This window comes from Streptomyces sp. NPDC046881, from assembly GCF_040645015.1.
Taxonomy (GTDB): Bacteria; Actinomycetota; Actinomycetes; order Streptomycetales; family Streptomycetaceae; genus Streptomyces.
On sequence record NZ_JBEYXJ010000032.1, the window covers coordinates 43506 to 66553 of the forward strand.

The 23048-nt window shown below is 72.7% G+C and carries 17 protein-coding genes and 1 tRNA gene; 11 read left to right on the top strand and 7 right to left on the bottom strand.

All coding sequences use genetic code 11. From position 1 onward, the window contains the following. Positions 1-141: 141 nt before the first annotated feature. Together ABZ923_RS17890 and proP are read right to left on the bottom strand one after the other, a co-directional pair. Positions 142-981 (bottom strand): chitosanase, encoded by an 840-nt coding sequence (locus tag ABZ923_RS17890; protein ID WP_361472168.1) that lies wholly within the window; start codon positions 979-981, stop codon positions 142-144. Positions 982-1123: 142 nt separating this feature from the next. Continuing rightward, entirely contained in the window at positions 1124-2605 is a 1482-nt protein-coding gene (proP, locus tag ABZ923_RS17895) for a glycine betaine/L-proline transporter ProP (protein WP_361472237.1), read from the bottom strand. 278 nt (positions 2606-2883) lie between these two features. Here proP and mgrA point away from each other — a divergent pair, with 278 nt between their 5' ends. The 5 genes from mgrA (at position 2884) to ABZ923_RS17920 (ending at position 6750) form a co-directional block, all read left to right on the top strand. Further along, positions 2884-3927 (top strand): L-glyceraldehyde 3-phosphate reductase, encoded by a 1044-nt coding sequence (mgrA, locus tag ABZ923_RS17900; RefSeq protein ID WP_361472171.1) that lies wholly within the window; start codon positions 2884-2886, stop codon positions 3925-3927. Between the two features lie 158 nt (positions 3928-4085). After that, positions 4086-4268 carry a hypothetical protein gene (locus ABZ923_RS17905; protein ID WP_361472174.1) on the top strand — a complete coding sequence of 61 codons (183 nt, stop codon included), beginning with the start codon at positions 4086-4088 and terminating at the stop codon, positions 4266-4268. A 110-nt stretch (positions 4269-4378) separates the two neighbouring features. Beyond that, the gene (locus ABZ923_RS17910) at positions 4379-4864 is read left to right on the top strand and encodes a TrkA C-terminal domain-containing protein (RefSeq protein WP_361472177.1); all 486 of its coding nucleotides are present in this window, start codon (positions 4379-4381) and stop codon (positions 4862-4864) included. A 5-nt stretch (positions 4865-4869) separates the two neighbouring features. Next, the gene (locus ABZ923_RS17915; protein ID WP_361472180.1) at positions 4870-6105 is read left to right on the top strand and encodes a cation:proton antiporter; all 1236 of its coding nucleotides are present in this window, start codon (positions 4870-4872) and stop codon (positions 6103-6105) included. Positions 6106-6129: 24 nt separating this feature from the next. Beyond that, positions 6130-6750 (top strand): DedA family protein, encoded by a 621-nt coding sequence (locus ABZ923_RS17920; RefSeq protein WP_361472183.1) that lies wholly within the window; start codon positions 6130-6132, stop codon positions 6748-6750. Positions 6751-6819: 69 nt separating this feature from the next. On the opposite strand, the gene ABZ923_RS17925 is transcribed toward ABZ923_RS17920, so the two are convergent. After that, the gene (locus tag ABZ923_RS17925) at positions 6820-6990 is read right to left on the bottom strand and encodes a hydrophobic protein (protein ID WP_361472186.1); all 171 of its coding nucleotides are present in this window, start codon (positions 6988-6990) and stop codon (positions 6820-6822) included. A gap of 157 nt (positions 6991-7147) precedes the next feature. Between ABZ923_RS17925 and ABZ923_RS17930 the strand changes: the two genes are divergently transcribed. Together ABZ923_RS17930 and ABZ923_RS17935 are read left to right on the top strand one after the other, a co-directional pair. Continuing rightward, positions 7148-7321 (top strand): CsbD family protein, encoded by a 174-nt coding sequence (locus ABZ923_RS17930; RefSeq protein ID WP_361472189.1) that lies wholly within the window; start codon positions 7148-7150, stop codon positions 7319-7321. A gap of 283 nt (positions 7322-7604) precedes the next feature. Beyond that, positions 7605-8054, top strand: a complete 450-nt coding sequence (locus ABZ923_RS17935) for an ATP-binding protein (protein WP_361472192.1) — start codon at positions 7605-7607, stop codon at positions 8052-8054. A 19-nt stretch (positions 8055-8073) separates the two neighbouring features. Here ABZ923_RS17935 and ABZ923_RS17940 read toward each other — a convergent pair whose 3' ends face one another. Together ABZ923_RS17940 and ABZ923_RS17945 are read right to left on the bottom strand one after the other, a co-directional pair. Then, the gene (locus ABZ923_RS17940; RefSeq protein WP_361472240.1) at positions 8074-10455 is read right to left on the bottom strand and encodes a SpoIIE family protein phosphatase; all 2382 of its coding nucleotides are present in this window, start codon (positions 10453-10455) and stop codon (positions 8074-8076) included. Positions 10456-10579: 124 nt separating this feature from the next. Continuing rightward, positions 10580-14842 (bottom strand): HAMP domain-containing protein, encoded by a 4263-nt coding sequence (locus ABZ923_RS17945; RefSeq protein WP_361472195.1) that lies wholly within the window; start codon positions 14840-14842, stop codon positions 10580-10582. Between the two features lie 612 nt (positions 14843-15454). On the opposite strand from ABZ923_RS17945, the gene ABZ923_RS17950 reads away from it, so the two are divergent. Beyond that, positions 15455-16471, top strand: coding sequence for a 4Fe-4S dicluster domain-containing protein (locus tag ABZ923_RS17950; RefSeq protein ID WP_361472198.1), 1017 nt, complete (start codon positions 15455-15457; stop codon positions 16469-16471). After that, on the top strand, positions 16468-17472 hold the full coding sequence (gene nrfD / locus ABZ923_RS17955; RefSeq protein ID WP_361472200.1) for an NrfD/PsrC family molybdoenzyme membrane anchor subunit: 1005 nt from the start codon (positions 16468-16470) through the stop codon (positions 17470-17472). Before ABZ923_RS17950 ends, nrfD begins: the two co-directional genes overlap by 4 nt. A 139-nt stretch (positions 17473-17611) precedes the next feature. Here nrfD and ABZ923_RS17960 read toward each other — a convergent pair whose 3' ends face one another. Then, positions 17612-18295 carry a haloacid dehalogenase type II gene (locus tag ABZ923_RS17960; RefSeq protein ID WP_361472203.1) on the bottom strand — a complete coding sequence of 228 codons (684 nt, stop codon included), beginning with the start codon at positions 18293-18295 and terminating at the stop codon, positions 17612-17614. 318 nt (positions 18296-18613) lie between these two features. Here ABZ923_RS17960 and fdh point away from each other — a divergent pair, with 318 nt between their 5' ends. Beyond that, positions 18614-21883 (top strand): formate dehydrogenase, encoded by a 3270-nt coding sequence (gene fdh, locus ABZ923_RS17965; protein ID WP_361472205.1) that lies wholly within the window; start codon positions 18614-18616, stop codon positions 21881-21883. A 6-nt stretch (positions 21884-21889) separates the two neighbouring features. Here the strand turns inward: fdh and selD are convergent, their stop codons facing one another. After that, positions 21890-22903, bottom strand: coding sequence for a selenide, water dikinase SelD (gene selD / locus ABZ923_RS17970; protein ID WP_361472208.1), 1014 nt, complete (start codon positions 22901-22903; stop codon positions 21890-21892). Positions 22904-22940: 37 nt separating this feature from the next. Between selD and ABZ923_RS17975 the strand changes: the two genes are divergently transcribed. Beyond that, a tRNA-Sec gene (locus tag ABZ923_RS17975) sits at positions 22941-23033 on the top strand. Positions 23034-23048 lie beyond the last annotated feature (15 nt).

Genomic DNA, 23048 nt, shown 5'->3' on the forward strand with positions numbered 1-23048 from the left:
AGTGGTTTCGTTCGCTCACCGCCCATCTTTCCTCCCGGCGGCGGGCCATGCGAGTGCGCCACCAGCCGGAACGCGCCGGGCCGGCGATGTGGCCCCGCCACGCCCGCCGGCCCCTGCTCCCACTGTTCCGCGGGGCGGCGGTCAGCCGATGTGGTAGCTGTCCCCGTAGACCTTCCAGTCCAGCGGGGTGTTCAGGTCGAGGTTGCCCTTGCGCAGGAAGACCCGCTGCTCGGTGTCGACGCGACTGGTGTCGCTGTGCGCCTCCTCCTGCTTCATGGCCCACACCCGGGCGTCCAGGAAGGCGTTGAGGTACGTCGTCTCGTTGCCGCCCTGGGCCGGCGGCTGGGCGCTGCGCAGGGCCCGCTTGCGGATGTTCCGGAAGCTGGTCGGGTCGTCGCCGTCGCCGTGCATGACGAGGGCGTCGTAGTAGATGAACTGGCCCAGCGCGCGCAGCCCGTCCGTCCTGCCCCGGGCGACGGCGGGGTTGAAGTAGACGCGGTCGCGTTCGTCGTTCTGGGCCTGCTGGAAGGCGGTGTCCTGGGCGGCCTTGCGCCAGTCGCCGGGGTAGTTCGGGTCGAGGCCCTCGTGCGAGTCGGTGCCGTCGACCCTGCGCAGGGCGGGCAGGTACCTGGCGAGGACGTTGCCGGGCTTGCGGTCGGTGTAGAGCTGGACGAGGTCGAGCATGTCGCCGGTGCCGGAGCAGAAGCCGATGATGCCGGCGGTGTAGCCGCGGCCGTCGCCGATGTCCTCGATGTACTTGTACTGGGCCTTCCAGTCGAGCGAGGAGTTCTCCGCGCTCGACACCAGCTTCATGGCGATCTCCTTCTTCGCCGGGTCGTCCAGACCCGGGGCGGCGGCCGAGGCCGTGCCGGTCCGGGAGACGCCGAGCAGGACGCCGGAGCCGACGGCGCCGAGCGCGGCGACGACGGCCCGGCGGGAGAGGCGGGCGGGGGCTGCTGTCTCGCGGTCTGCGTACACCACAGGTGCTCCAAAAGGCAGTGGGGGGTGGGAAGTTGGTCCGTGCCAGATACTGGTAGGAAAGTTTCCTATCAAATGCGGGACGGACCGGTAACCCGGCAGGCGAGAAGTTCGTACGATCGAACAAGCCCCGGTGCGGCCCGGCTCAGCCGCGCCGCACCCGCTCGCGTTCCTCCGTGAAGGCGTACAGCTCCTTGGACGTGGAGATCAGCTCGCGCATCTCCTCCCGCGAACCGACCATCGGCTGCGAGCCCTTGAGCGGGACCTGGGCGCTCTCGGGCAGGAACCGCACGGTGAGCAGGCCGATGGCACCGGCCAGCATCAGGTAGTACGCGGGCATGAGGTCGTCGCCTGTGGCCTCGACGAGCGCGGCGGTGACCAGCGGGGTGGTGCCCCCGAACGCGGCGACGGCGACGTTGAAGCCGATGCCCATGGCCGCGTAGCGCACGGCGGTCGGGAAGAGGGCGGGCAGGGTGGCCGCGCTGGGCGCGGCGAAGCAGGCCAGCAGGGTGGCCAGGAGCAGCACCCCGAGGATCGGCGGCCAGGTACCGTCCGCCTTGATCAGCAGGAAGGCGGGGACGGCGAGCACGATCATCGCCACGGCGGCGACGGCGTAGAGCGGCCGCCGGCCCACGCGGTCGCTCAGCCGGCCGAGGAAGGTGATCAGGACGACGATCCACAGCATGCCGACGAGCACCAGCAGGTCCGCGGAGCCGCTGGAGCGGTGCAGGGTCTCGGTCTGATAGGTCGGCAGATAGCCGGTGACCATGTAGTTGGTGACGTTGTAGAGCAGCACCAGGCCCATGCAGACGAGCAGGGCCGGCCAGTGGTTGCGGACGATGTCCTTGAACTCGCTGCCCGCCGACTCCTGCGCCAGCGCCTTCTCGTGGTCGTCCAGCTGCTGCTGGAAGGCCGGGGACTCCTCCAGCTTCATCCGCATGTACAGGCCGATCACGCCCAGCGGTCCGGCGATCAGGAACGGCACACGCCAGCCCCAGGAGAGCATCTGGTCGTCCGTCAGGGCCAGGTTCAGCGCGGTGACCAGCGCGGAACCGAGGGCGTAGCCGACGAAGGTGCCGAAGTCGAGCCAGCTGGAGAGGAAGCCGCGCCGGCGGTCCGGGGAGTACTCGGCGACGAAGGTGGTCGCCCCGCCGTACTCGCCGCCGGTGGAGAAGCCCTGGACCATGCGGGCCAGCAGGAGCAGCACCGGGGCGGCGATGCCGATGGTGGCGTAGCCGGGGATGACACCGATGGCGAAGGTGCCCAGCGCCATCATGATCATGGTGGTGGCGAGCACCTTCTGCCGGCCGATCCGGTCGCCGAGCGGCCCGAACACCAGGCCGCCGAGGGGCCGTACGACGAAGGCGGCGGCGAAGGTCGCGAACGAGGAGATGACCTGGGCGGCCGGCGAGGCGCCGGGGAAGAACACCTTGCCGATGGTGGCGGCGAGGTAGCTGTAGACGCCGAAGTCGAACCACTCCATGCAGTTGCCGAGCGCGGAGGCGCCGACGGCGCGCCGCAGCAGCGGAGGCTCGACGACCTGGACGTCGTCCGCGCGGAAGGCCCGCCGGTTGCGGCGGAGCCTGCGGGTCAGCTCCTCCCGGACCTGCCGCGGCAGCCCTGCCACCCTCTTGGGCGCCCGTGGCCTGCTCCTGGCCGGCTGCTGCGCCCGCCCTCCGGCCCGCTCTTCTCCTCCGGGGCTCGGCACGCTCACGAGCGCCTCCTTCTCTCGCTCCGTTGATCACCGCCTGCTGATCACCGCCTGCCCCGGGGGCCGATTGAGAAACGGAACTGCTCAATCCCATCCGGGACGGCGGTTGGACTTGCGGGGCGGCGGGGAGCAGGGTGGACGGGCCCGTGCGCACCCGCAGGGCACCCCCTACGGCACCACCCGGAGAACACCCGATGACGTACGCCGCCGACCCCGCTCGCTACGACGGCACCATGCGCTACCGGCGCACCGGCCGTTCCGGACTGGACCTGCCGGTCCTGTCCCTGGGCTACTGGCACAACTTCGGCGACGACCGCCCCTTCGAGACGCAGCGCGAGATCGCGCTGCGCGCCTTCGACCTCGGGATCACCCACCACGACCTGGCCAACAACTACGGCCCGCCGTACGGCGCGGCGGAGCTGAACTTCGGACGGCTGCTGAAGCAGGACCTGGCGCCGTACCGGGACGAGCTGGTGATCTCCACCAAGGCCGGCTGGGACATGTGGCCCGGCCCCTACGGGCAGGGCGGCGGCTCCCGGAAGTACCTGCTGGCCTCGCTGGACCAGTCGCTCGCCCGGACCGGCCTGGACTACGTCGACATCTTCTACTCCCACCGGCTGGACGCGAGCACGCCGCTGGAGGAGACCATGGGCGCGCTGGACACCGCCGTCCGCCAGGGCAAGGCCCTGTACGTCGGCATCTCCTCCTACGACGCCGAGCGCACCCGGCAGGCCGCCGCGATCCTGCGCGAGCTCGGCACCCCGCTGCTGATCCACCAGCCGTCGTACAGCATGCTCAACCGCTGGATCGAGACCGACGGCCTGCTGGACGCGGCCCAGGAGGAGGGCTTCGGGATCATCGGCTTCACCGCGCTCGCCCAGGGGCTGCTCACCGGGCGCTATCTGGACGGCGTCCCGCAGGACTCGCGGGCCGCGCGGGGAACCTCCCTGGACGCCTCCTGGCTGACGGACGACCTGCGGGACCGGCTGCGCGCCCTGAACGGCATCGCGGCCCGGCGCGGACAGACCCTGGCCCAGCTGGCGCTGGCCTGGGCGCTGCGCGACCGGCGGGTGACCTCGCTCGTCATCGGCGCCTCCCGGGTCGAGCAGCTGGAACAGAACGTCGCCGCACTGGAGAACCCGGACTTCACCGACGAGGAGCTGGCCGAGATCGACCGGTACGCGACCGAGGGCGGCGTGGACCTCTGGCGGGACGCCCGGCTGGGGAAGCTCGACTAGCCGCGGCGAGAGACGCAGGGAAAAACGCGGAGAAAGGCGCGGGAATGTGACCCAGGTCACAGACGCAGGGAAAAAGTAGGACATAATGGAAGTCGTTCGGACACCGTTGTCATCCTCCCCCCGCGACACCTGCGCACTCCCAAGGAGCCGCTCACCGCATGACGTACGGAGCCCACCGCAGCCCCCTGCTGCCTCCCCACCCCGACCTGGGCCTCGCCCGCGACTGCGAGCAGTGCCTCGGCTGGGGCACCGTCGTCACCCGCGACGGGGATCACGAGCTGTGCCACGCCTGCCAGCCCGACTCCGCCGACGGCGAGGGTCCGGCCGCCTCCGGCTCATAGCACCGCACCCCCTGCCCACCCCGGCCCCACCCTCGGACGATCATCCGGCGGGGTAGGGTTCGGATAAAGGTTTCGCCAAGAAACGGTCAAGCCCGGGCAGGGGGGCAGCCATGAGCGCCGCACGCACCAGCAGGACACCGTTGCCGGGCATCGGTGTCCGGTACGACCTGACGACCCGCGAACAGCGCCACCTGTCGGTGGTGGCCCACCGGGACGGCTCACGCACGTTCAGCGCCTACCGGCGCGACGATCCGGACGCCTGCGCGCTGTCGGTCCACCTCACCGGGCCGGAGGCGGAAGCGCTGGTGGACGCCCTGAAGCCGACCCACCACAGCCCCACCCTGCTGTCCACGACGGAGCTGGGCCTGGTGGCCGAGCGGATCGAGCTGTCCGCGGCCTCGCACTGGAACGGACGGCTGCTCGGCGACACCCGGATGCGCACCGAGACCGGCGTGTCCATCGTGGCCGTGCTGCGCCGCGCCGAGGCGATCCCCTCCCCCGGCCCCGGCTTCCGGCTGGCCGGCGGGGACACGCTGATCGTCATCGGCACCCGCGAGGGTGTCGACGCCGCCGCCGCGATACTCGGCCGGGAGTGATCCGGATGCACTCCTCCGCGGTCTTCCTGATCGAGTTCGGCGCGATCATCCTGGCCCTCGGCCTGCTGGGCCGGCTCGCCGCCCGCCTGCGCTTCTCCCCCATCCCGCTCTACCTGCTGGCCGGACTGGCCTTCGGCGAGGGCGGGCTGCTGCCGCTCGGCACCAGCGAGGAGTTCGTGGCCGTCGGCGCCGAGATCGGCGTGGTCCTGCTGCTGCTCATGCTGGGCCTCGAGTACACGGCCGGCGACCTGGTCTCCAACCTGAAGACCCAGTACCCGGCCGGCCTCGTGGACGCCACCCTCAACGCCCTGCCCGGCGCCGCCATGGCCCTGCTGCTGGGCTGGGGGCCGATCGCAGCCGTCGTACTGGCCGGCATCACCTGGATCTCCTCCTCCGGCGTCATCGCCAAGGTCCTCGGCGACCTGGGCCGGATCGGCAACCGGGAGACGCCGGTCATCCTCAGCATCCTGGTGCTGGAGGACCTGTCCATGGCCGTCTACCTGCCCGTGGTCACGGCCCTGCTGGCCGGGACCGGCTTCGCCGCCGGCAGCGTCACACTGGCCATCGCGCTCGGGGTGGCGGGCCTGGTGCTGCTGGCGGCGGTGCGCTACGGCCGGCACATCTCCCGGTTCGTCTCCACCGACGACCCCGAGAAGCTGCTGCTGGTGGTGCTCGGGCTGACGCTGGTGGTGGCCGGTGTCGCCCAGCAGCTCCAGGTCTCGGCCGCGGTCGGCGCGTTCCTGGTGGGCATCGCCCTGTCCGGGGAGGTCGCCGAGGGCGCCCACCACCTCCTCGCCCCGCTGCGCGACCTGTTCGCGGCGGTGTTCTTCGTCTTCTTCGGCCTGCACACCGATCCCGCCAGCATCCCGCCGGTGCTGCTGCCCGCGCTCGCCCTGGCCGTCGTCACCACCCTCACGAAGATCGCCACCGGCTACTGGGCGGCCCGCCGCGCGGGCATCTCGGCCCGCGGCCGGTGGCGGGCCGGCGGCACCCTGGTCGCCCGCGGCGAGTTCTCCATCGTCATCGCGGGGCTCGCCGTCACCTCCGGGATCGACTCCGACCTCGGCCCGCTGGCCACCGCCTACGTGCTGCTCCTGGTCGTGCTCGGCCCGCTGACCGCCCGGTACACCGAGCCGCTCGTCCGGCGGCTGACCGGCGGCCGGGACCGCCGTACGGCACCGGAGACCGAGCCCGGACCGGACGACGTCGCACCCGACCAGACCCCCGCCACCCGCCGCTGACCGCCGCCGACGTACCGTGGGGGCATGTCCCCACCCCTTCCGGGACCGCTGGCGCACCTGGCGCCGCTGCTCGGCCACTACGGCTACTGGGCCGTGGGGGCCGTGATCTTCGTGGAGGACTTCGGCGTCCCCGCACCCGGCGAGACCATCCTCCTCGCCGCGGGGGTGTACGCCGGGGCCGGCCGGCTGAACGTCGTGGCCGTGGCCTTCATCGCCTTCGTCGCGGCCGTCGCCGGGGACAACGTCGGCTACCTGATCGGCCGGGCCGGCGGACGCGCCTTCGTACACCGCTGGGGCCGGTACGTCTTCCTGACCCCGAAGCGGTTCGAGGCCGCCGAGCAGTTCTTCGCCCGGCACGGCGGCAAGATCGTCACGGTGGCCCGGTTCGTCGAGGGCCTGCGCCAGGCCAACGGCATCATCGCGGGCACGACCGGGATGCGCTGGCGCCGCTTCCTCGCCTACAACGCCCTCGGCGCCGCCCTGTGGGTCGGCCTGTGGACCACCCTGGCCTACCTGGCGGGCAGCCACATCACCGCGGTCTACGACGGGATCGGCCGCTACCAGCCGTACGTCCTGCTCACCGTCGGCCTCGCCGTCGCGGCGTTCACCGCACGGCACCTCGTGCGACGGCGCCGCCGCCGCTGACGGACACCCGCGCACAGCGGCGGGCCCCGGCCGGAGCCGGGGCCCGTTCCGCCTGACCGGGTGCCGCGCCTACCAGCGGTACCAGCGGCCGCGCCGGCCTCCGGTGCCTGCCGGGCGGACGAAGAAGCCCACGAGCCACAGCACGAGCACGATGACCGCGATCCACCACAGCGCCTTCAGGGCGAAGCCCGCGCCGAAAAGAATCAGGGCCAGCAGGAGAACCAACAGCAAAGGAACCATGTTCATGCACCTCCGCGACGGCGGGTTCCCTGGAATTCCGCGGACAGCCCTCAGGATGTCCGCCGGGCACCGAATCCGGATTCCGGGTTTGGACCACGGCGGAGCGGCAATCCGGATGTCGACCACAGACCGCTTCGACGTGGGGATGTGACACGCAATGGCTGGCAGCAAGAAGGCCAAGGGCAAGGCCGAGCAGGCCAAGGGCAAGCTCAAGGAAGCCGCGGGCCGCGCCGTCGGGAACGAGCGCCTGGAGGCCGAGGGCCGTATGGAGGGCGCGGCCGGAGACGCCCGGCAGGCCAAGGAGAAGGCCAAGGACGTCTTCAAGCACTGAAACGTCCGCACGCACTGAGGCGTTGCGCCGATTCGGCTGCGGAACGGGCCCGGAAATCCAGCGGAAGCTGATTTCCGGGCCCGTTCCGCTGTGTGTCCGGGGCTCCGGGCACCGCCGCCCCACGGCCACCGCCGACCGCCCTTCAGCAGGCGTTCGTGCGCATCCGGAGGATTCCTCGCGAACCTCCCCTTGACCCGCGGGCCAGCGGGTAGCCGAGCAGGGACGGTACGACCCCCTGTGCACAGGAAGGGCCCCTCACCCCAGAGGAAAAGGGCAACCAGGTATGGACATCCCGCTCAGGACCCACGCGACGACGCAGGACCGCCCCGCGTCCCTGCGGTACAGCCGCACCTGGGCCGCCGGCGTCTCGGCCATCTCCGAGGCCAGAGACGCCGTCGCCGCCCTGCTGGACCGCGCTCGGCCGCTGCCCGGGCGACGGCCGGTGCAGGATGCCCAGCTCGTCGTGAGCGAACTGGTCACCAACGCGGCCAAGCACGCGCCCGGCCCGTGCGCCCTGCGCCTGGAGCTGCTGCCCGACGCAACCGCGCTGCGCATCACCGTCACGGACACCTCCCCGGAGCCGCCACAGCGCCGCCCGCCGGACCCCCGGCGGGTCGGCGGCCACGGCCTGCACCTCGTGGCGATGCTCTCGCGCGGCCTGGAGGTGACCTGGCTGTCCCGCGGCAAGCGGGTCAGCGCGATCGTGCCGCTCGCCCCCGCGGCGGCCGCCTGACCCGGTCGGGCCAGGCGGCTCAGACCACCCGGATGCCGACGATGCACGTGTCGTCGTCGGTGTCCGACCTGCTGTAGGTGAGCAGCCGGTCCAGCTGCTGGTCCAGCGTGTTGGGCGCCGCCCGCGCCGTGTCCAGCAGATGGGACAGGGACTCCTCCACCGAACGGTCCCGGCGCTCGATCAGGCCGTCGGTGTACATCAGCAGGGTGTCCCCCGCGGCCAGCTGCAGCTCCGTCTCCTCGTAGCGCGCCTCCGGCACGGCGCCCAGCAGCAGCCCCTTGACCGGGGGCAGCGCGGTCGCGTCCGCCTCCCGCACCAGGACCGGCGGCAGATGGCCCGCCCGCGCCCAGCGCAGGGTGCGCCGCTCGCCGTCGTACAGGCCGCACACCGCGGTCGCGGTGACGGCGCCCGTCAGATGGTGGGCGACGATGTTCAGCCAGGACAGCAGCTGTGCCGGGCCGGCGCCGGTCACCGCGAGGCCGCGCAGCGCGTTGCGCAGGACGACCATGCTGGTCGCCGCCTCTATCCCGTGCCCGGCGACGTCGCCGACGCACAGCAGGACCAGTCCGGAGGGCAGCACCACGGCGTCGTACCAGTCGCCGCCGACCAGGTGCTCCGTCTCGGCGGGCCGGTAACGCACCGCCACCTGGAGGTCCGGGACCCGCAGCGGGGCCTGGGCCGGGGGCATGATGGCGTGCTGGAGCTGGAGCGCGAGCCGGTTGCGTTCCACCGCCTGCTGCTCGGTGTGGGCGAGCTGGTCGCGGGTGGCGGCGAGGGCGACCTCGGTCCAGTGCTGGGCGGAGATGTCCTGGTAGGCGCCGCGCACCCCGAAGAGCTGCCCGTCGGTGTCGAGGACGGGTTCGGCGACCACCCGGGTGTGCCGGGTCACCCCGTCCGGGCGCAGCAGCCGGAAGGCGGCCGAGGCGGGCCGGCGGTGGTGCAGCAGGGTGCGCAGGAAGCGCCGCAGGGTGACGGAGTCGTCGGGGTGGGCATGGGCCGGCAGGTCCTGCAGGGCCACCGGGGGGCTGGTGGGCGGGCGGCCGTACAGGCTGAACAGCTGGCCGTTCCAGGTGATCTCGCCGGTGAGCAGGTTCTCCTCGAAGCCGCCGATCCGGCCGAGCCGCTGGGCGTGCTGGAGCAGGCTGGCCAGGCGTGCCGTCTCGTCCTCGATGCGCCAGATCAGCAGCACGCTGGAGCCGTGCCGGCTGATGCTGATGTCGGCGACGGCGGACAGCGGCACCTGGTCGACCAGGGCGGTCAGCCGCATCCGGCGGGCGCGGAACGGCTCGCCGGTGGCGTAGACCCGCTCCACACGCTGGAACAGCTCGCTGTCGCCGGCGGCCATCGGGTAGGCCTCCAGCAGCAGGGCGCCGCCCACGACGGCCCGCGGCCGGCCCGCCGGATCCAGGAAGCGGCTGTTGACGTGCTGGATGCGGAAGTCGACCAGCTGTCCGGTGTCGTCGAGGTGCGGCACGAGCACCAGGGCCGGGTCGTGCAGTCCGTCCGCGAGGTCCATCAGCTCGACCACGTCGGGCAGCAGCCCGGGCTCCGGTGCCGTGCCGGACGGCGGCACGAAGGTCTCCAGGGTGTGCGCGCACAGCTCGGCGAGAGCCTCCACCTGCCGGAGGACCGGGCGTGGCAGCGGAGCCTCCGGCTTGGGCCAGGCGATCTCCAGCACACCGTGGATCCGGCCGCCCGTCCCGGCGGGTAGGGCGATCCGCGCGCCGTCGGCGTACTCGCGGCGGCCGAGCGTGGGCAGCCCGGACTCGGCGAGCGAGGGCAGCCACTGGCCGTCGGGTTCGGTCAGTCCGCGCCGGGCCACCGTGGCGACGTCGGGCGGCACGTAGCGCCAGCGGGCCGCCTCGCCCGGCGGGAAACCGGCGCTGCCCGCGAGGGACAGCGAGCCGTCCGGGGCGGCCGCCCAGATGGCCACGGCGACCGCGCCCAGCGGGCGCAGGGCGTGTTCCAGGAGCGAGTCGGCCATGGCCTGGGTGTCCTGCGCCGCGGCCAGCACACCGCTCTCGGCGGCGCGCAGGCGTACGGCGGCGGACTCCGTGACGGTCCCGGTCGGGTCCGCCGCGGCGGACAGGAACGCCTGGGTGACTTCCGCGACGCGGTCCCGGGCCGCCTGGTTGATGACCTCGACCGCGAACTCCAGCGGGGTCATCTGCGCCTGTTCGGTCAGTTCGGCGAGCTGGCGGGCGGCCTGGGCGGGGCCGCAGCCGAGGCGTTCGACCAGGATGCCCTTGGCCAGTTCGACGAGCGCCCGGCCCTCCGCCTCGGCCTGCGCCGCCCGGACCTCGCTGCGCAGCCGTTCCACGGTGGCGGCGAGCCGGCCCACCGAGGAGGTGGCGGGAGCGTCGGACGACGCCGCGTCGGCCGTGGGGCGTCGGGCGGGCACGTCGGACGACGCCGCGTCGGCGGCGGGACGTCGGGCGGGCACGCCGACCGGCGTGCCCGGTTCATGGGTGGTCACCGGGTCGGTACTCCTCGGCCTGCAAAGGGGCGGGCGCGCTGTGCCGGGCTCATGCGGGGAGCCAGCGCCGGACACAGGCGATCAGGGCGTGGGTGTCGACCGGCTTGGTGACGTAGTCACTGGCCCCGGAGGCGAGGCTCTTCTCCCGGTCGCCCTGCATGGCCTTGGCGGTCACGGCGATGATCGGCAGGTCGGCGTACTGCGGCAGCTTGCGGATCTCGGCGGTGGCCGTGTAGCCGTCCATCTCGGGCATCATCACATCCATCAGGACGAGTTCGACGTCCGGGTTGTTCACCAGTGTGTCGATGCCCTTGCGCCCGTTCTCGGCGTGCAGGACGCGGAAGCCGTGCAGTTCGAGGATGCCGCTGAGCGCGAACAGGTTGCGGGCGTCGTCGTCGACGACGAGGACGGTACGGCCCCGGGTGTGCTCGTCGACCGGCTGGGGCGCGGCGAGCTGGGGTTCGTCCGCGCGGACCAGGGTGAGCACCTCGCCGGGTTCCTCGGCGGCCAGGTGCAGCGCGATCCGCTCGCGCAGCTCGTCCAGGCTGTAGAGGTGCTCCGGCGAACCGCCCGCGACGTCCTCGGCGAGGGGCTCGGTGCGGTGCGAGACGTGCACCAGGACCGGGACCCCGGCCAGCGCCGAGTCGCCGCGCAGGGCGTCCAGGAAGCGGGCCGACTCCCCGTCGGGCTCGCCGAGTTCCACGACCACGCAGTGGCAGGGCTCGGCGGCGAGGGCGCCGGCCGCCTCCTGGGCGCCGACCGCGGTGATGATGTCGACGGGCGTGCCGACGCCGTCGGCGCGGCCGTGTTCCAGGTCCTTGACCACGCTCTCGGCGACCAGGGTCAGCAGCCCGCGCGGGCGCTCCTCCACGACGAGCAGGCGGCGCGCGCGCTGCCGCCCGGCGCCGGCCGGCGACCGTCCCTCGGGGAGGGCCGGTGCGGGCGTGCCGTCGGTGCGTTCCTCGTCGGCCGACGGGCCGGGGAGGGCGCCCCGCGGGTGGTCGCCGAAGTCCGGCCGGGCCACCGGCAGGAAGAGGGTGAAGGTACTGCCCTTGCCGGGGGTGCTGTCGACGGTGACGGCACCGCCGAGCAGGTGCGCCATCTCCCGGGTGATGGACAGGCCGAGCCCGGTGCCGCCGTACTTGCGGCTCATGGTGCCGTCGGCCTGCTGGAAGGCGCCGAAGATGGTCTCCAGCTGCTGCTCGGGGATGCCGATGCCGGTGTCCTTGACCCGGAAGGCGACGATCGCGCTGCCCCGCACCACGCTGTCGGGCACCTCGCCGTCGGCCGCGGGTTCGACGCGCAGCTCGACCCCGCCCTGCTCGGTGAACTTCACCGCGTTGGAGAGCAGGTTGCGCAGGATCTGCCGGAGCCGGGAGTCGTCGGTGAGCAGGTCGGCGGGGGCGCCGGCGGCCGTGGTGACGGCGAACTCCAGGCTCTTCTGCGAGGTCATCGGCCGGAAGGTGGCCTCGACGTAGTCGATCAGCTGCCGCAGCGGGACGCGTTCCGGCGTCACGTCCATCTTGCCGGCCTCGACCTTGGACAGGTCCAGGATGTCGTTGATGAGCTGGAGCAGGTCGGAGCCGGCCGAGTGGATGATGCCCGCGTACTCGACCTGCTTGGGGGTGAGGTTGCGGGAGGGGTTCTGGGCCAGCAGCTGGGCGAGGATGAGCAGGCTGTTGAGCGGGGTGCGCAGCTCGTGGCTCATGTTGGCGAGGAACTCGGACTTGTACTTGGAGGCGAGCGACAGCTGCTGGGCGCGTGCCTCCAGTTCCTGCCGGGCCTGCTCGATCTGGAGGTTCTTCGCCTCGATGTCCCGGTTCTGCTCGGCCAGCAGCGAGGCCTTCTCCTCCAGTTCGGCGTTGGAGCTCTGGAGTTCCTCCTGGCGGGCCTGCAACTCGGCCGAGCGGGACTGCAGTTCGCTGGTCAGCCGCTGCGACTCCTGGAGCAGCTCGTCGGTACGGGCGTTGGCGACGATGGTGTTGACGTTCACCCCGATGGTGTCCACCAGCTGCTGGAGGAAGTCCCGCTGGACGGTGGTGAAGGGGCTGACGGAGGCCAGCTCGATCACGCCGAGGACCTGCTCCTCGAAGACGATGGGCAGCAGCAGCAGCGCGGTGGGCTCGATGTGTCCGAGCCCGGAGGAGATGGTGACGTACCCGGCCGGCAGCTCGTCCACGGCGATGGTGCGGCGGCTGCGGGCGGCCTGGCCGACCAGGGAGCGGCCGAACGGGATGCGGACGGGCCGGGTGTCCTCCTCGGGCCGGCCGTAGGAGCCGACGAGCCGCAGCTCGGGCCCGGACGCGCCGTCCTCGGCGAGGTAGAAGGCGCCGTACTGGGCGGACACCTGCGGCACCAGCTCGTCCATGATGAGCTCGGCGACGACGGGCAGGTCGCGGTGGCCCTGCATGAGGCCGGAGATCCGGGCGAGGTTGGTCTTGAGCCAGTCCTGTTCCTGGTTGGCCCGGGTGGTCTCGCGCAGCGACTCCACCATCGAGTTGATGTTGTCCTTGAGGTCGGCGACCTCACCGGAGGCGTCGACGGTGATCGACCGGGTCAGGTCGCCCTCGGCGACCGCGCTGGCCACGTCGGCGATGGCGCGGACCTGCCGGGTCAGGTTGCCGGCGAGTTCGTTGACGTTCTCGGTGAGCCGCTTCCAGGTGCCGGAGACCCCCTCGACCTCCGCCTGCCCGCCGAGCCGGCCCTCCGTACCCACCTCGCGCGCCACGCGGGTGACCTCGTCCGCGAACGCGGAGAGCTGGTCCACCATCGTGTTGATGGTGGTCTTCAGCTCCAGGATCTCCCCGCGGGCGTCGACGTCGATCTTCTTCGACAGGTCGCCCTTGGCCACGGCCGTGGTCACGAGCGCGATGTTGCGCACCTGACCGGTGAGGTTGTTGGCCATGGAGTTGACGTTGTCGGTGAGGTCCTTCCAGGTGCCGGCCACGTGGGGCACGTGCGCCTGCCCGCCGAGCCGGCCCTCGGTCCCCACCTCGCGGGCGACGCGGGTGACCTCGTCGGCGAACGCGGAGAGCGTGTCGACCATGGTGTTGATGACGTCGGCGAGGGCGGCGACCTCGCCCTTGGCCTCGACGGTGATCTTCTGCGACAGGTCACCCTTGGCCACGGCGGTGGCGACCTGGGCGATGGAGCGGACCTGGCCGGTGAGGTTGGAGGCCATCACGTTGACGTTGTCGGTGAGGTCCTTCCAGGTGCCGGCGACCCCCCGCACCTGCGCCTGCCCGCCGAGCCGGCCCTCGGTCCCCACCTCGCGGGCCACCCGGGTCACCTCGTCGGCGAACGCCGACAGCTGGTCCACCATCGTGTTGATGGTGTTCTTCAGCTCCAGGATCTCCCCGCGCGCGTCCACCGTGATCTTCTGCGACAGGTCGCCCTGCGCCACCGCGGTGGCCACCTGGGCCACGTTGCGCACCTGGGCCGTCAGGTTCCCGGCCATGAAGTTCACCGAGTCCGTCAGGTCCCGCCAGGTGCCCTTGACACCCTTGACGTCCGCCTGCCCGCCGAGCCGGCCCTCGGTCCCCACCTCCCGGGCCACCCGGGTCACCTCGTCGGCGAACGCCGACAGCTGGTCCACCATCGTGTTGATGGTGCTCTTCAGCTCCAGGATCTCCCCGCGCGCGTCCACCGTGATCTTCTGCGACAGGTCGCCCTGCGCCACCGCGGTCGTGACCTGGGCCACGTTGCGCACCTGGGCCGTCAGGTTCCCGGCCATGAAGTTCACCGAGTCCGTCAGGTCCCGCCAGACCCCGGCGACCCCCGGCACCTGGGCCTGCCCGCCGAGCCGGCCCTCGGTGCCGACCTCCCGGGCCACGCGGGTGACCTCGTCGGCGAACGCCGACAGCTGGTCCACCATCGTGTTGACGGTTTCCTTCAGCTGGAGGATCTCGCCCCGCGCGGGCACGTCGATCTTCTGGGACAGGTCGCCCTTGGCCACGGCGGTGGCGACCTGCGCGATGTCGCGGACCTGGGTGGTCAGGTTGCCCGCCATCGCGTTGACGGAGTCCGTCAGGTCGGCCCAGGTGCCGGAGACGCCCGGTACCTGCGCCTGTCCGCCGAGAGTGCCCTCGGTGCCGACCTCGCGGGCCACCCGGGTGACTTCGGAGGTGAACACGGACAACTGGTCGACCATGCCGTTGAAGACGGTGGCGATGTCGCCCATCAGCCCGCTGGCGTCGTCGGGCAGCCGGGTGCCGAAGTCCCCGTCGCGCACCGCGGTCAGCCCCGCGAGCAGTCTTCTGAGTTCGTGGTCACCCGGGACCGTTTCGGTCGTCCCGGTCGCCTTGCCGGCCATGCGCACCCTCGATCCGCTCCCCAAGAGTCCTCACCCCGAGGACTCGGAACCGCGGCCGGGGAGCGTCCTGCCGCCCGACCGTTGGCGTGTGCATTTCCGCAGTTCACGGATTTGCATGATGAGAAAAATACGCCGCAGGCTAACCCACCTTCGCGGGTGGGGACAAAGGAACCGGCCAACCTCCGACGGCCGCGAATTTCTCTTGCGACAGCAGGTGTGAGGCACTCTCGCCCGGGTACCCGATGCAGTTTCGCGAGGGGGTTCCGGGTGCCGGTCCGACCGGATTTCCGCGCGGTGACCACGGCCGTCGCCCGGTCCGGCCGGGCCGTTTCGGGCGCCGGCCGGGTTCGGGCGCGCGGAGCGGGGGCACCCGTGCCAGGCTCTGGACAGAGCACCCGGAGCGCGGCCGCCGTCCAACGGGCCCGCCTGGGGCTGCGGGCTGCCGGCCGGCGGCGGATCCTGGAGGGTGGGACGACCCCGGGGTGCGGCGCACGGCGGGCGGCGGCCACGAGGAGGCGCACACGCCCGCTTCGCCCGCTGTCCCGCGAGGATGCGGTGGGCCTCCTTGCGGTACCGGGGCGGGAAGGCGCGTCACGAACGAGGAGGCACCGCATGAGCGACGGCGCTGAAGGCCACCGGAACCTCCTGTACGGGCCGGAGCCGGACGTGGCCGGGGCGGCCGGGTATCCGGACGCGCCGCCGCGGATGGGCTTCTTCACCGACACCTCGGTGTGCATCGGCTGCAAGGCCTGCGAGGTCGCGTGCAAGGAGTGGAACGCCGTCCCGGAGGACGGACTCCTGCTGACCGGCATGTCCTACGACAACACCCAGGGCCTCGGCGCCGACACCTGGCGGCACGTGGCCTTCATCGAGCAGCGCAAGCCGCTCGCCGGCCAGGAACCCGGGGTCGCACACGACGACCTGGACGTCTTCGCCGCCGCGTCCCGGCTCGGCACCGGCGCCGCCTCCCCGGGGCCGGGCGCCACCGCTCCCCCGCCGGACCGGGCCCCCGAGGGCGCGCCCGCCGGGGAGATCTCGCCCCTGTCCCCCGACGGACGCACGGAGTTGCGCTGGCTGATGGCGTCGGACGTGTGCAAGCACTGCACGCACGCCGCCTGCCTGGACGTGTGCCCGACGGGCTCGCTGTTCCGCACCGAGTTCGGCACGGTCGTCGTCCAGGAGGACATCTGCAACGGCTGCGGCTACTGCGTGCCCGCCTGCCCGTACGGCGTGATCGACCAGCGCAAGGACGACGGCCGGGTGTGGAAGTGCACGCTGTGCTACGACCGGCTCGGCGTCGGCATGGAACCGGCGTGCGCGAAGTCCTGTCCGACGGACTCGATCCAGTTCGGTCCGCTGGACGAGCTGCGGGAGCGCGCGCAGGTCCGGGTGGCGCAGCTGCACGCGGCCGGCGTGAGCGACGCGCGCCTGTACGGCGAGAGCCCGGACGACGGGGTCGGCGGCGACGGCGCGTTCTTCCTGCTGCTGGACGAGCCGGAGGTGTACGGCCTGCCACCGGACCCGGTGGTCACCACCCGGGACCTGCCCGGCATGTGGCGGCACGCGGCGCTGGCCGCCGTCTCGCTGGTCGCGCTCGCCGCCGGCAGCTTCGTGCGGAGGCCGCGATGAGCGAGTCCGACGTGACCCGGGACGGTGTGCAGCACGCCCGGCCCGGCCGGGTGCGCGCGGGGCGTCGCCGGCGCCGGCGCGGGCGGGGCGAGCAGCCGATGGTGCCGGAGGCCGAGTTCTCGTCGTACTACGGCAAGCCCGTCCTGAACAAGCCGACCTGGAAGCCGCTGGACATCGCCGGGTACCTGTACCTGGGCGGGCTGGCCGGAGCCTCCTCGCTGCTGGCGGCGGGGGCCGGGGCCACGGGGCTGCCGGCACTCGGCAGGACGGCCAAGCTGGGCGCGGCCGGCGCCATCACGCTGTCGCTGGCGGCACTGGTGCACGACCTGGGGCGCCCGGCCCGGTTCCTGAACATGCTCCGGGTGTTCAAGCCCACCTCGCCGATGAGCGTCGGCTCCTGGATCCTGAGCGGCTACGCGCCGCTGACGCTGGCGGCCGCGGCGACCGACGTGGCGGGCCGGTACCGGCTGGTGGGCTCGGCCGCGACGGCGGGCGCCGCCGTTCTCGGGCCGGCCGTGGCGACGTACACCGCGGTGCTGCTCTCGGACACGGCGGTGCCGTCCTGGCACGAGGGCTACCGGCAGCTGCCGTTCGTGTTCGCGGGTTCCGCCGCCACGTCGGCCGCCGGCCTCGCCCTCCTCGCGGTGCCCACCGCCCAGGCCGGACCGGCACGGCGGATGGCGGCGCTGGGAGCCGTGCTGGAGCTGGGCTCCTTCCGGGTGATGAAGCGGCGGATGGGGCTGGCCGCGGAGCCTTTCGAGCAGGGTGGGCCGCATCGGCTGCTGCGCGCGGCGGAGGCCCTGACGGCGGGCGGGGCTGCCCTGGCCCTGCTCTCGGCCCGGGTGTGGGACCGGCGTCCGGCCGCGGCGGCGGGCGTGGCCCTCCTCGCCGGTTCGGCGGCGCTGCGTTTCGGCGTCTTCCACGCCGGGGTGGCCTCCGCGGAGGATCCCCGGTACACCGTCGTCCCGCAGCGGGAGCGGCTCCGGGCGCGGGAGGGGTGACGGTACCGCCCGCCGCCGGTGACGCACCGCGCGGGGTCCCGGCGCACGCGGCCGGGCCCCAGGGCCTGTCGTCCGGATCACGCCGGCCTCGCGGGCCCTGGCACCGCGCCCTGATCCGGCCTGATCCGAAGGAAAGGCCCTAGCCGATGCCCTCCCCGGCGATCAGCTGTCCTTGGGCCCCGAGCCGTTCGGCCAGGTCGCGTACGCCGGTGGCCTCGATGGCCGCGGGGAGCAGGGTGGCCGGGTAGGGCCGGGGGGCGCGCCGCAGCCAGGCTGTGGCGAGGCCGGCCCGGGCCGCGCCGTCGATGTCCCAGGGGTGCACCGACACCAGCACCACCTCGTCGGCCGGTACGCCCACGGCGTCCACGGCGTGGGCGTACGCCTCCCGGGCGGGCTTCCAGCGGCCCGCCGCCTCGACGTCGAGGTGCGTCTCGAAGCAGTCGGTCAGTCCCTCCCGGCCGAGGACCGCGCGGGTGGTGCCGGCGGAGCCGTTGGTCAGGGTGACCAGCCGGTACCCGGCGGCGCGCAGGGCCCGGACACCGTCGGGGACGTCCGGGTGGAGGGGCAGCCGGGGCAGCGCGGCCAGGACGTGGTCCGCCGCCGCCTCGGGGTCGGCCACGCCCTGCGCCGAGGCCGCCAGCGTCCGCAGTCCGTCGCGGGCCACGTCCCCGAAGGACGCGTGGCCCCCGGCCAGGCTCAGCGCGATCCCGTCCCGCAGCACACCGGCGAACCAGGCCGGGAGCCCGTGCTCCGGCAGCCCGGCCTGCGCCATCAGCGCCGCGAGCGGGGACAGGTCGGTGAGCGTTTCGTTGACGTCGAACACGAGAACACGAGGACGTCCGTCACCGGGCAACAGGATCACCGCCTCCCAGCCGGGCGGCCCGGCAGGCCAGGACCTCACGTTTTTCGCGGTTCACCCACGGCCAGGTGACCGCCGCGGCCGCGACGCCGGCCGGCGGCTCGCCGTCGGTCGGTCCGCGTCAGCCGGCACACCGCAGCGGCCAAGTCCCCCCGGGACGCCGCCCTCACACCTGCCGGATCCGTTTCGCCGTGCCCGGCGGGGGTACCCCGTCGCCGGTCACGGAGATGCCGTGACCACCAGGCTGCGGGACAATCGAGGGACCGAGCGGGAGGAGGAGTCATGGGCGTACGAACCTGGCTCGACTCCTGGCCCGTCTACCGCCAGCTGACCGGCACGGATCCGCTCGGCCGCGGTGCCGCCGCGAAGAGCGGGCGCAGCGAACGGCTCACACCCCGGGTCGCCTCGGCCGACCGGGTGGTGAAGTCCGTCTGCCCGTACTGCGCGGTCGGCTGCGGCCAGAACGTGTACGTGCAGGACGAGAAGGTCACCCAGATCGAGGGCGACCCCGACTCCCCGATCTCACGCGGCCGGCTGTGCCCGAAGGGCGCGGCGAGCCTCCAGCTGACCACCGGGGACGCCCGCGAGCACCAGGTCCTCTACCGGCGCCCGCACGGCACCGAGTGGGAGCGGCTGGATCTGGACCGGGCGATGGACATGATCTCCGACCGGGTGATCGCCGCCCGCCGGGCGGGCTGGCAGTGGGAGGTCGACGAGACCCGCACCCGGCGCACCCTGGGCATCGCGAGCCTGGGCGGAGCCACCCTGGACAACGAGGAGAACTACCTCCTCAAGAAGCTGTTCACCGCGCTGGGAGCGATCCAGATCGAGAACCAGGCGCGTGTTTGACACTCCTCCACCGTTCCCGGTCTGGGAACCTCGTTCGGCCGCGGCGGCGCGACCACCTTCCAGCAGGACCTGCAGAACGCGGACTGCATCGTCATCCAGGGCTCGAACATGGCCGAGTGCCATCCGGTCGGGTTCCAGTGGGTGATGGAGGCCAAGGCCCGCGGTGCGAAGGTGATCCACGTCGATCCGCGTTTCACCCGCACCAGCGCGCTCGCCGACGTGCACGTGCCGCTGCGCGCGGGCACGGACATCGCCTTCCTCGGCGGGATCGTCAACCACGTGCTGCAGCACGAGAAGTACTTCCGCGAGTACATCGTGGCGTACAGCAACGCGCCGGTGATCCTGCGGGAGGACTTCCGGGACACGGAGGACCTGGCCGGCGTCTTCTCCGGTCTGGACGCCGACAGCCGCAGCTATGACACCTCCAGCTGGCAGTACGCGGGTACGGAGGTGCAGGCGGTCTCCGGCGAGCGCGACCAGGAGTACGCCGACCGCACCGACGGCGGCAGCTCGGTGGCCGAGGCGGCGCGCGGTGAGGCGCACGGCTCCGGCGGTGCGGTGATCGGCGAGGGCGAGCCGGAACGCGACGAGACGCTGACCCATCCACGCTGCGTCTTCCAGGTGCTCAAGCGGCACTACGCCCGCTACACGCCCGAGCTGGTCGAGCAGGTCTGCGGGGTGCCGCAGGAACTGTTCCGCCGGGTCTGCGAGCTGGTCACGGAGAACTCCGGGCGCGACCGGACGACGGCCTTCGCCTACGCCGTCGGCTGGACGCAGCACACGGTGGGGGTGCAGAACATCCGGGCGGCCTCCGTCCTGCAGACCCTGCTCGGCAACATCGGCCGGCCCGGCGGCGGCATCCTCGCGTTGCGCGGGCACGCCTCCATCCAGGGGTCCACCGACATCCCGACCCTGTTCAACCTGCTGCCCGGCTACATCCCGATGCCGCACGCGCACCAGAACCAGGACCTGAACGCCTTCGTCGAGGCCGGGGCCACGCACAAGGGCTACTGGGGCAACATGCGGGCGTACATCGTGAGCCTGCTCAAGGCGTACTGGGGTGACGCGGCGACGCCGGAGAACGACTTCTGCTTCGACTACCTGCCCCGGCTGACCGGTTCGCACTCGACGTACGAGACGACGATGGCCCAGCTGGACGGCGTCTGCAAGGGCTACTTCCTGCTCGGCGAGAACCCGGCGGTGGGCAACGCCAACGCCAAGCTGATCCGGCTGGGCATGGCCAACCTGGACTGGCTGGTCGTGCGTGACTTCTCGCTCATCGAGTCGGCGACCTGGTGGCAGGACGGGCCGGAGATCGAGACCGGGGAGCTGCGCACCGAGGACATCGGCACCGAGGTGTTCTTCCTGCCGGCCGCCGCGCACACCGAGAAGGACGGCAGCTTCACCAACACCCAGCGGCTGCTCCAGTGGCACCACCAGGCGGTCGAGCCGGCCGGCGAGGCGCGCAGCGAGCTGTGGTTCGCCTACCACCTGGGCCGGATCATCCGGGAGAAGCTCGCCCGGTCCACGGACGAGATGGACCGGCCGGTGCTCGACCTGGCCTGGGACTACCCGACGAAGGGCCGGTACGCCGAACCGGACGCGGAGGCGGTCCTGGCCGAGATCAACGGCCGGGACGCCGAGGGCAACCCGCTCTCCTCGTACGAGCAGCTCAAGCCGGACGGCTCGACGGCCTGCGGCTGCTGGATCTACTGCGGTGTGTACGCCGACGGCGTCAACCAGGCGGCCCGCCGCAAGCCGGGCCGGGAACAGGACTGGGTGGCGGCCGAGTGGGCGTGGGCCTGGCCGGCCAACCGGCGGATCCTGTACAACCGTGCGTCCGCCGACCCCGAGGGCAGGCCGTGGAGCGAGCGCAAGGCGCTGGTGTGGTGGGACCCGGACGCGGGCGAGCGGGGCGAGTGGACCGGGCACGACGTCCCCGACTTCAAGAAGGACAAGGCGCCGGACCACGAGCCGCCCGAGGACGCGACCGGGCCGGAGGCACTGTCCGGCACGGACCCGTTCATCATGCAGGCCGACGGCAAGGCGTGGCTGTACGTGCCGTCCGGGCTCACCGACGGCCCGCTGCCGGCGCACTACGAACCGCAGGACTCCCCGTTCCCGAACCTGCTCCACGACCAGCAGCGCAATCCGGTACGGCACTTGCTGCCGCCGCATCCGGACAACCGCTACCAGCCGAGCGGCGACGAACCCGGCTCCGGGGTGTTCCCGTACGTGGCCACCACCTACCGGCTGACCGAGCACCACACGGCGGGCGGCATGTCCCGCTGGCAGCCGTACCTGGCGGAGCTGCAGCCGGAGTTCTTCTGCGAGGTCTCTCCGGAGCTGGCCGCCGAGCGGGGCCTGGCGCACACCGGCTGGGCGACGATCGTCAGCGCGCGGGGCGTGATCGAGGCACGGGTGCTGGTCACCGACCGGATGGCCCCGCTGACCGTGCACGGCCGCCGGCTGCTCCAGGTGGGGCTGCCGTACCACTGGGGGCCGAACGGCTACAGCACCGGGGACGCGGCCAACGAGCTGCTGCATCTGTCCCTGGATCCGAACACGCACATCCAGGAGACGAAGGCGTTCGCCGTCGACATCCGCCCGGGACGGCGCCCCCGGGGCCCGGCGGCCGTGCAGCTGGTGCGGACGTACCGGATCCGGGCGGGCATCGACGAGCACACCGGCACGGAGCCGTGAGCGGCCCTACCTGAGGACGAGGGAATGGGTGCCGCGCGGCACCAGCTCCCCGATCACCGGCGCGCCGGGGACCTCTCCGGCGACCAGCAGCCCGCCGGAGGTCTGCGCGTCGGCGAGCAGCAGCCGGGTGTCCTCGTCGGTGGTCCCGAAGTCGGTGTGCGGTGCGACCCACTCCAGGTTGCGCCGGGTGCCGCCGCTGACGTACCCGTCCCGTACGGCCTCCCGGGCGCCCTCCAGGTACGGGACGGCGGCGGTGTCGACCACCGCGGTCACCCCGGAGGCGCGGGCCAGCTTGTGCAGGTGGCCGAGGAGGCCGAAGCCGGTGACGTCGGTGGCGCATGCGGCGCCGGCGGCCAGCGCGGCCTCGGCGGCCTCCCGGTTGAGGGCGGCCATCGTGGCGACGGCGTGCGCGAACCGCTCGCCGGTGGCCTTGTGCCGGTTGTTCAGGACGCCGACGCCCAGCGGTTTGGTCAGGGACAGCGGCAGCCCGGGCCGGCCGGCGTCGTTGCGCAGCAGCCGGTCGGGGTCGGCGATGCCGGTGACGGCCATGCCGTACTTGGGTTCGGGGTCGTCGACGCTGTGCCCGCCGCCGACGTGGCAGCCGGCCTCGGTGGCGACGTCCAGTCCGCCGCGCAGCACCTCGCGGGCCAGCTCGAACGGGAGCCGGTCGCGGGGCCAGGCGAGCAGGTTGACGGCGAGGACGGGCCGGCCGCCCATCGCGTACACGTCGGACAGGGCGTTGGCGGCGGCGATCCGGCCCCAGTCGTAGGGGTCGTCGACGACCGGGGTGAAGAAGTCGGCCGTGCACACCAGGGCGGTCCCCCGGTGCGTGACCACGGCGGCGTCGTCGCCGGTGGCGAGGCCGACGAGCAGCGGGGTGTCACCGCCGGCGAGCGGCGCGGCGGTCAGCCCGGCGACCACCTCCTCCAGTTCCCCGGGCGGGATCTTGCAGGCACAGCCGCCGCCGTGCGCGAACTGGGTGAGCCGTACGGGTGTCCGATGGGCCGGTGTCGTTGTCATACCGGTGGTCTCCTGGGGCAGTAGCCTGACGGACGGTGGAGGCGTGTGGGTGCCTGGTGGCCCTCCCGGTCTTCAAAACCGAGGTGCCCGAGGATCTCGGGCAGGCGGGTTCGATTCCCGTCCGCCTCCGTTTCCCGCCCCCGTG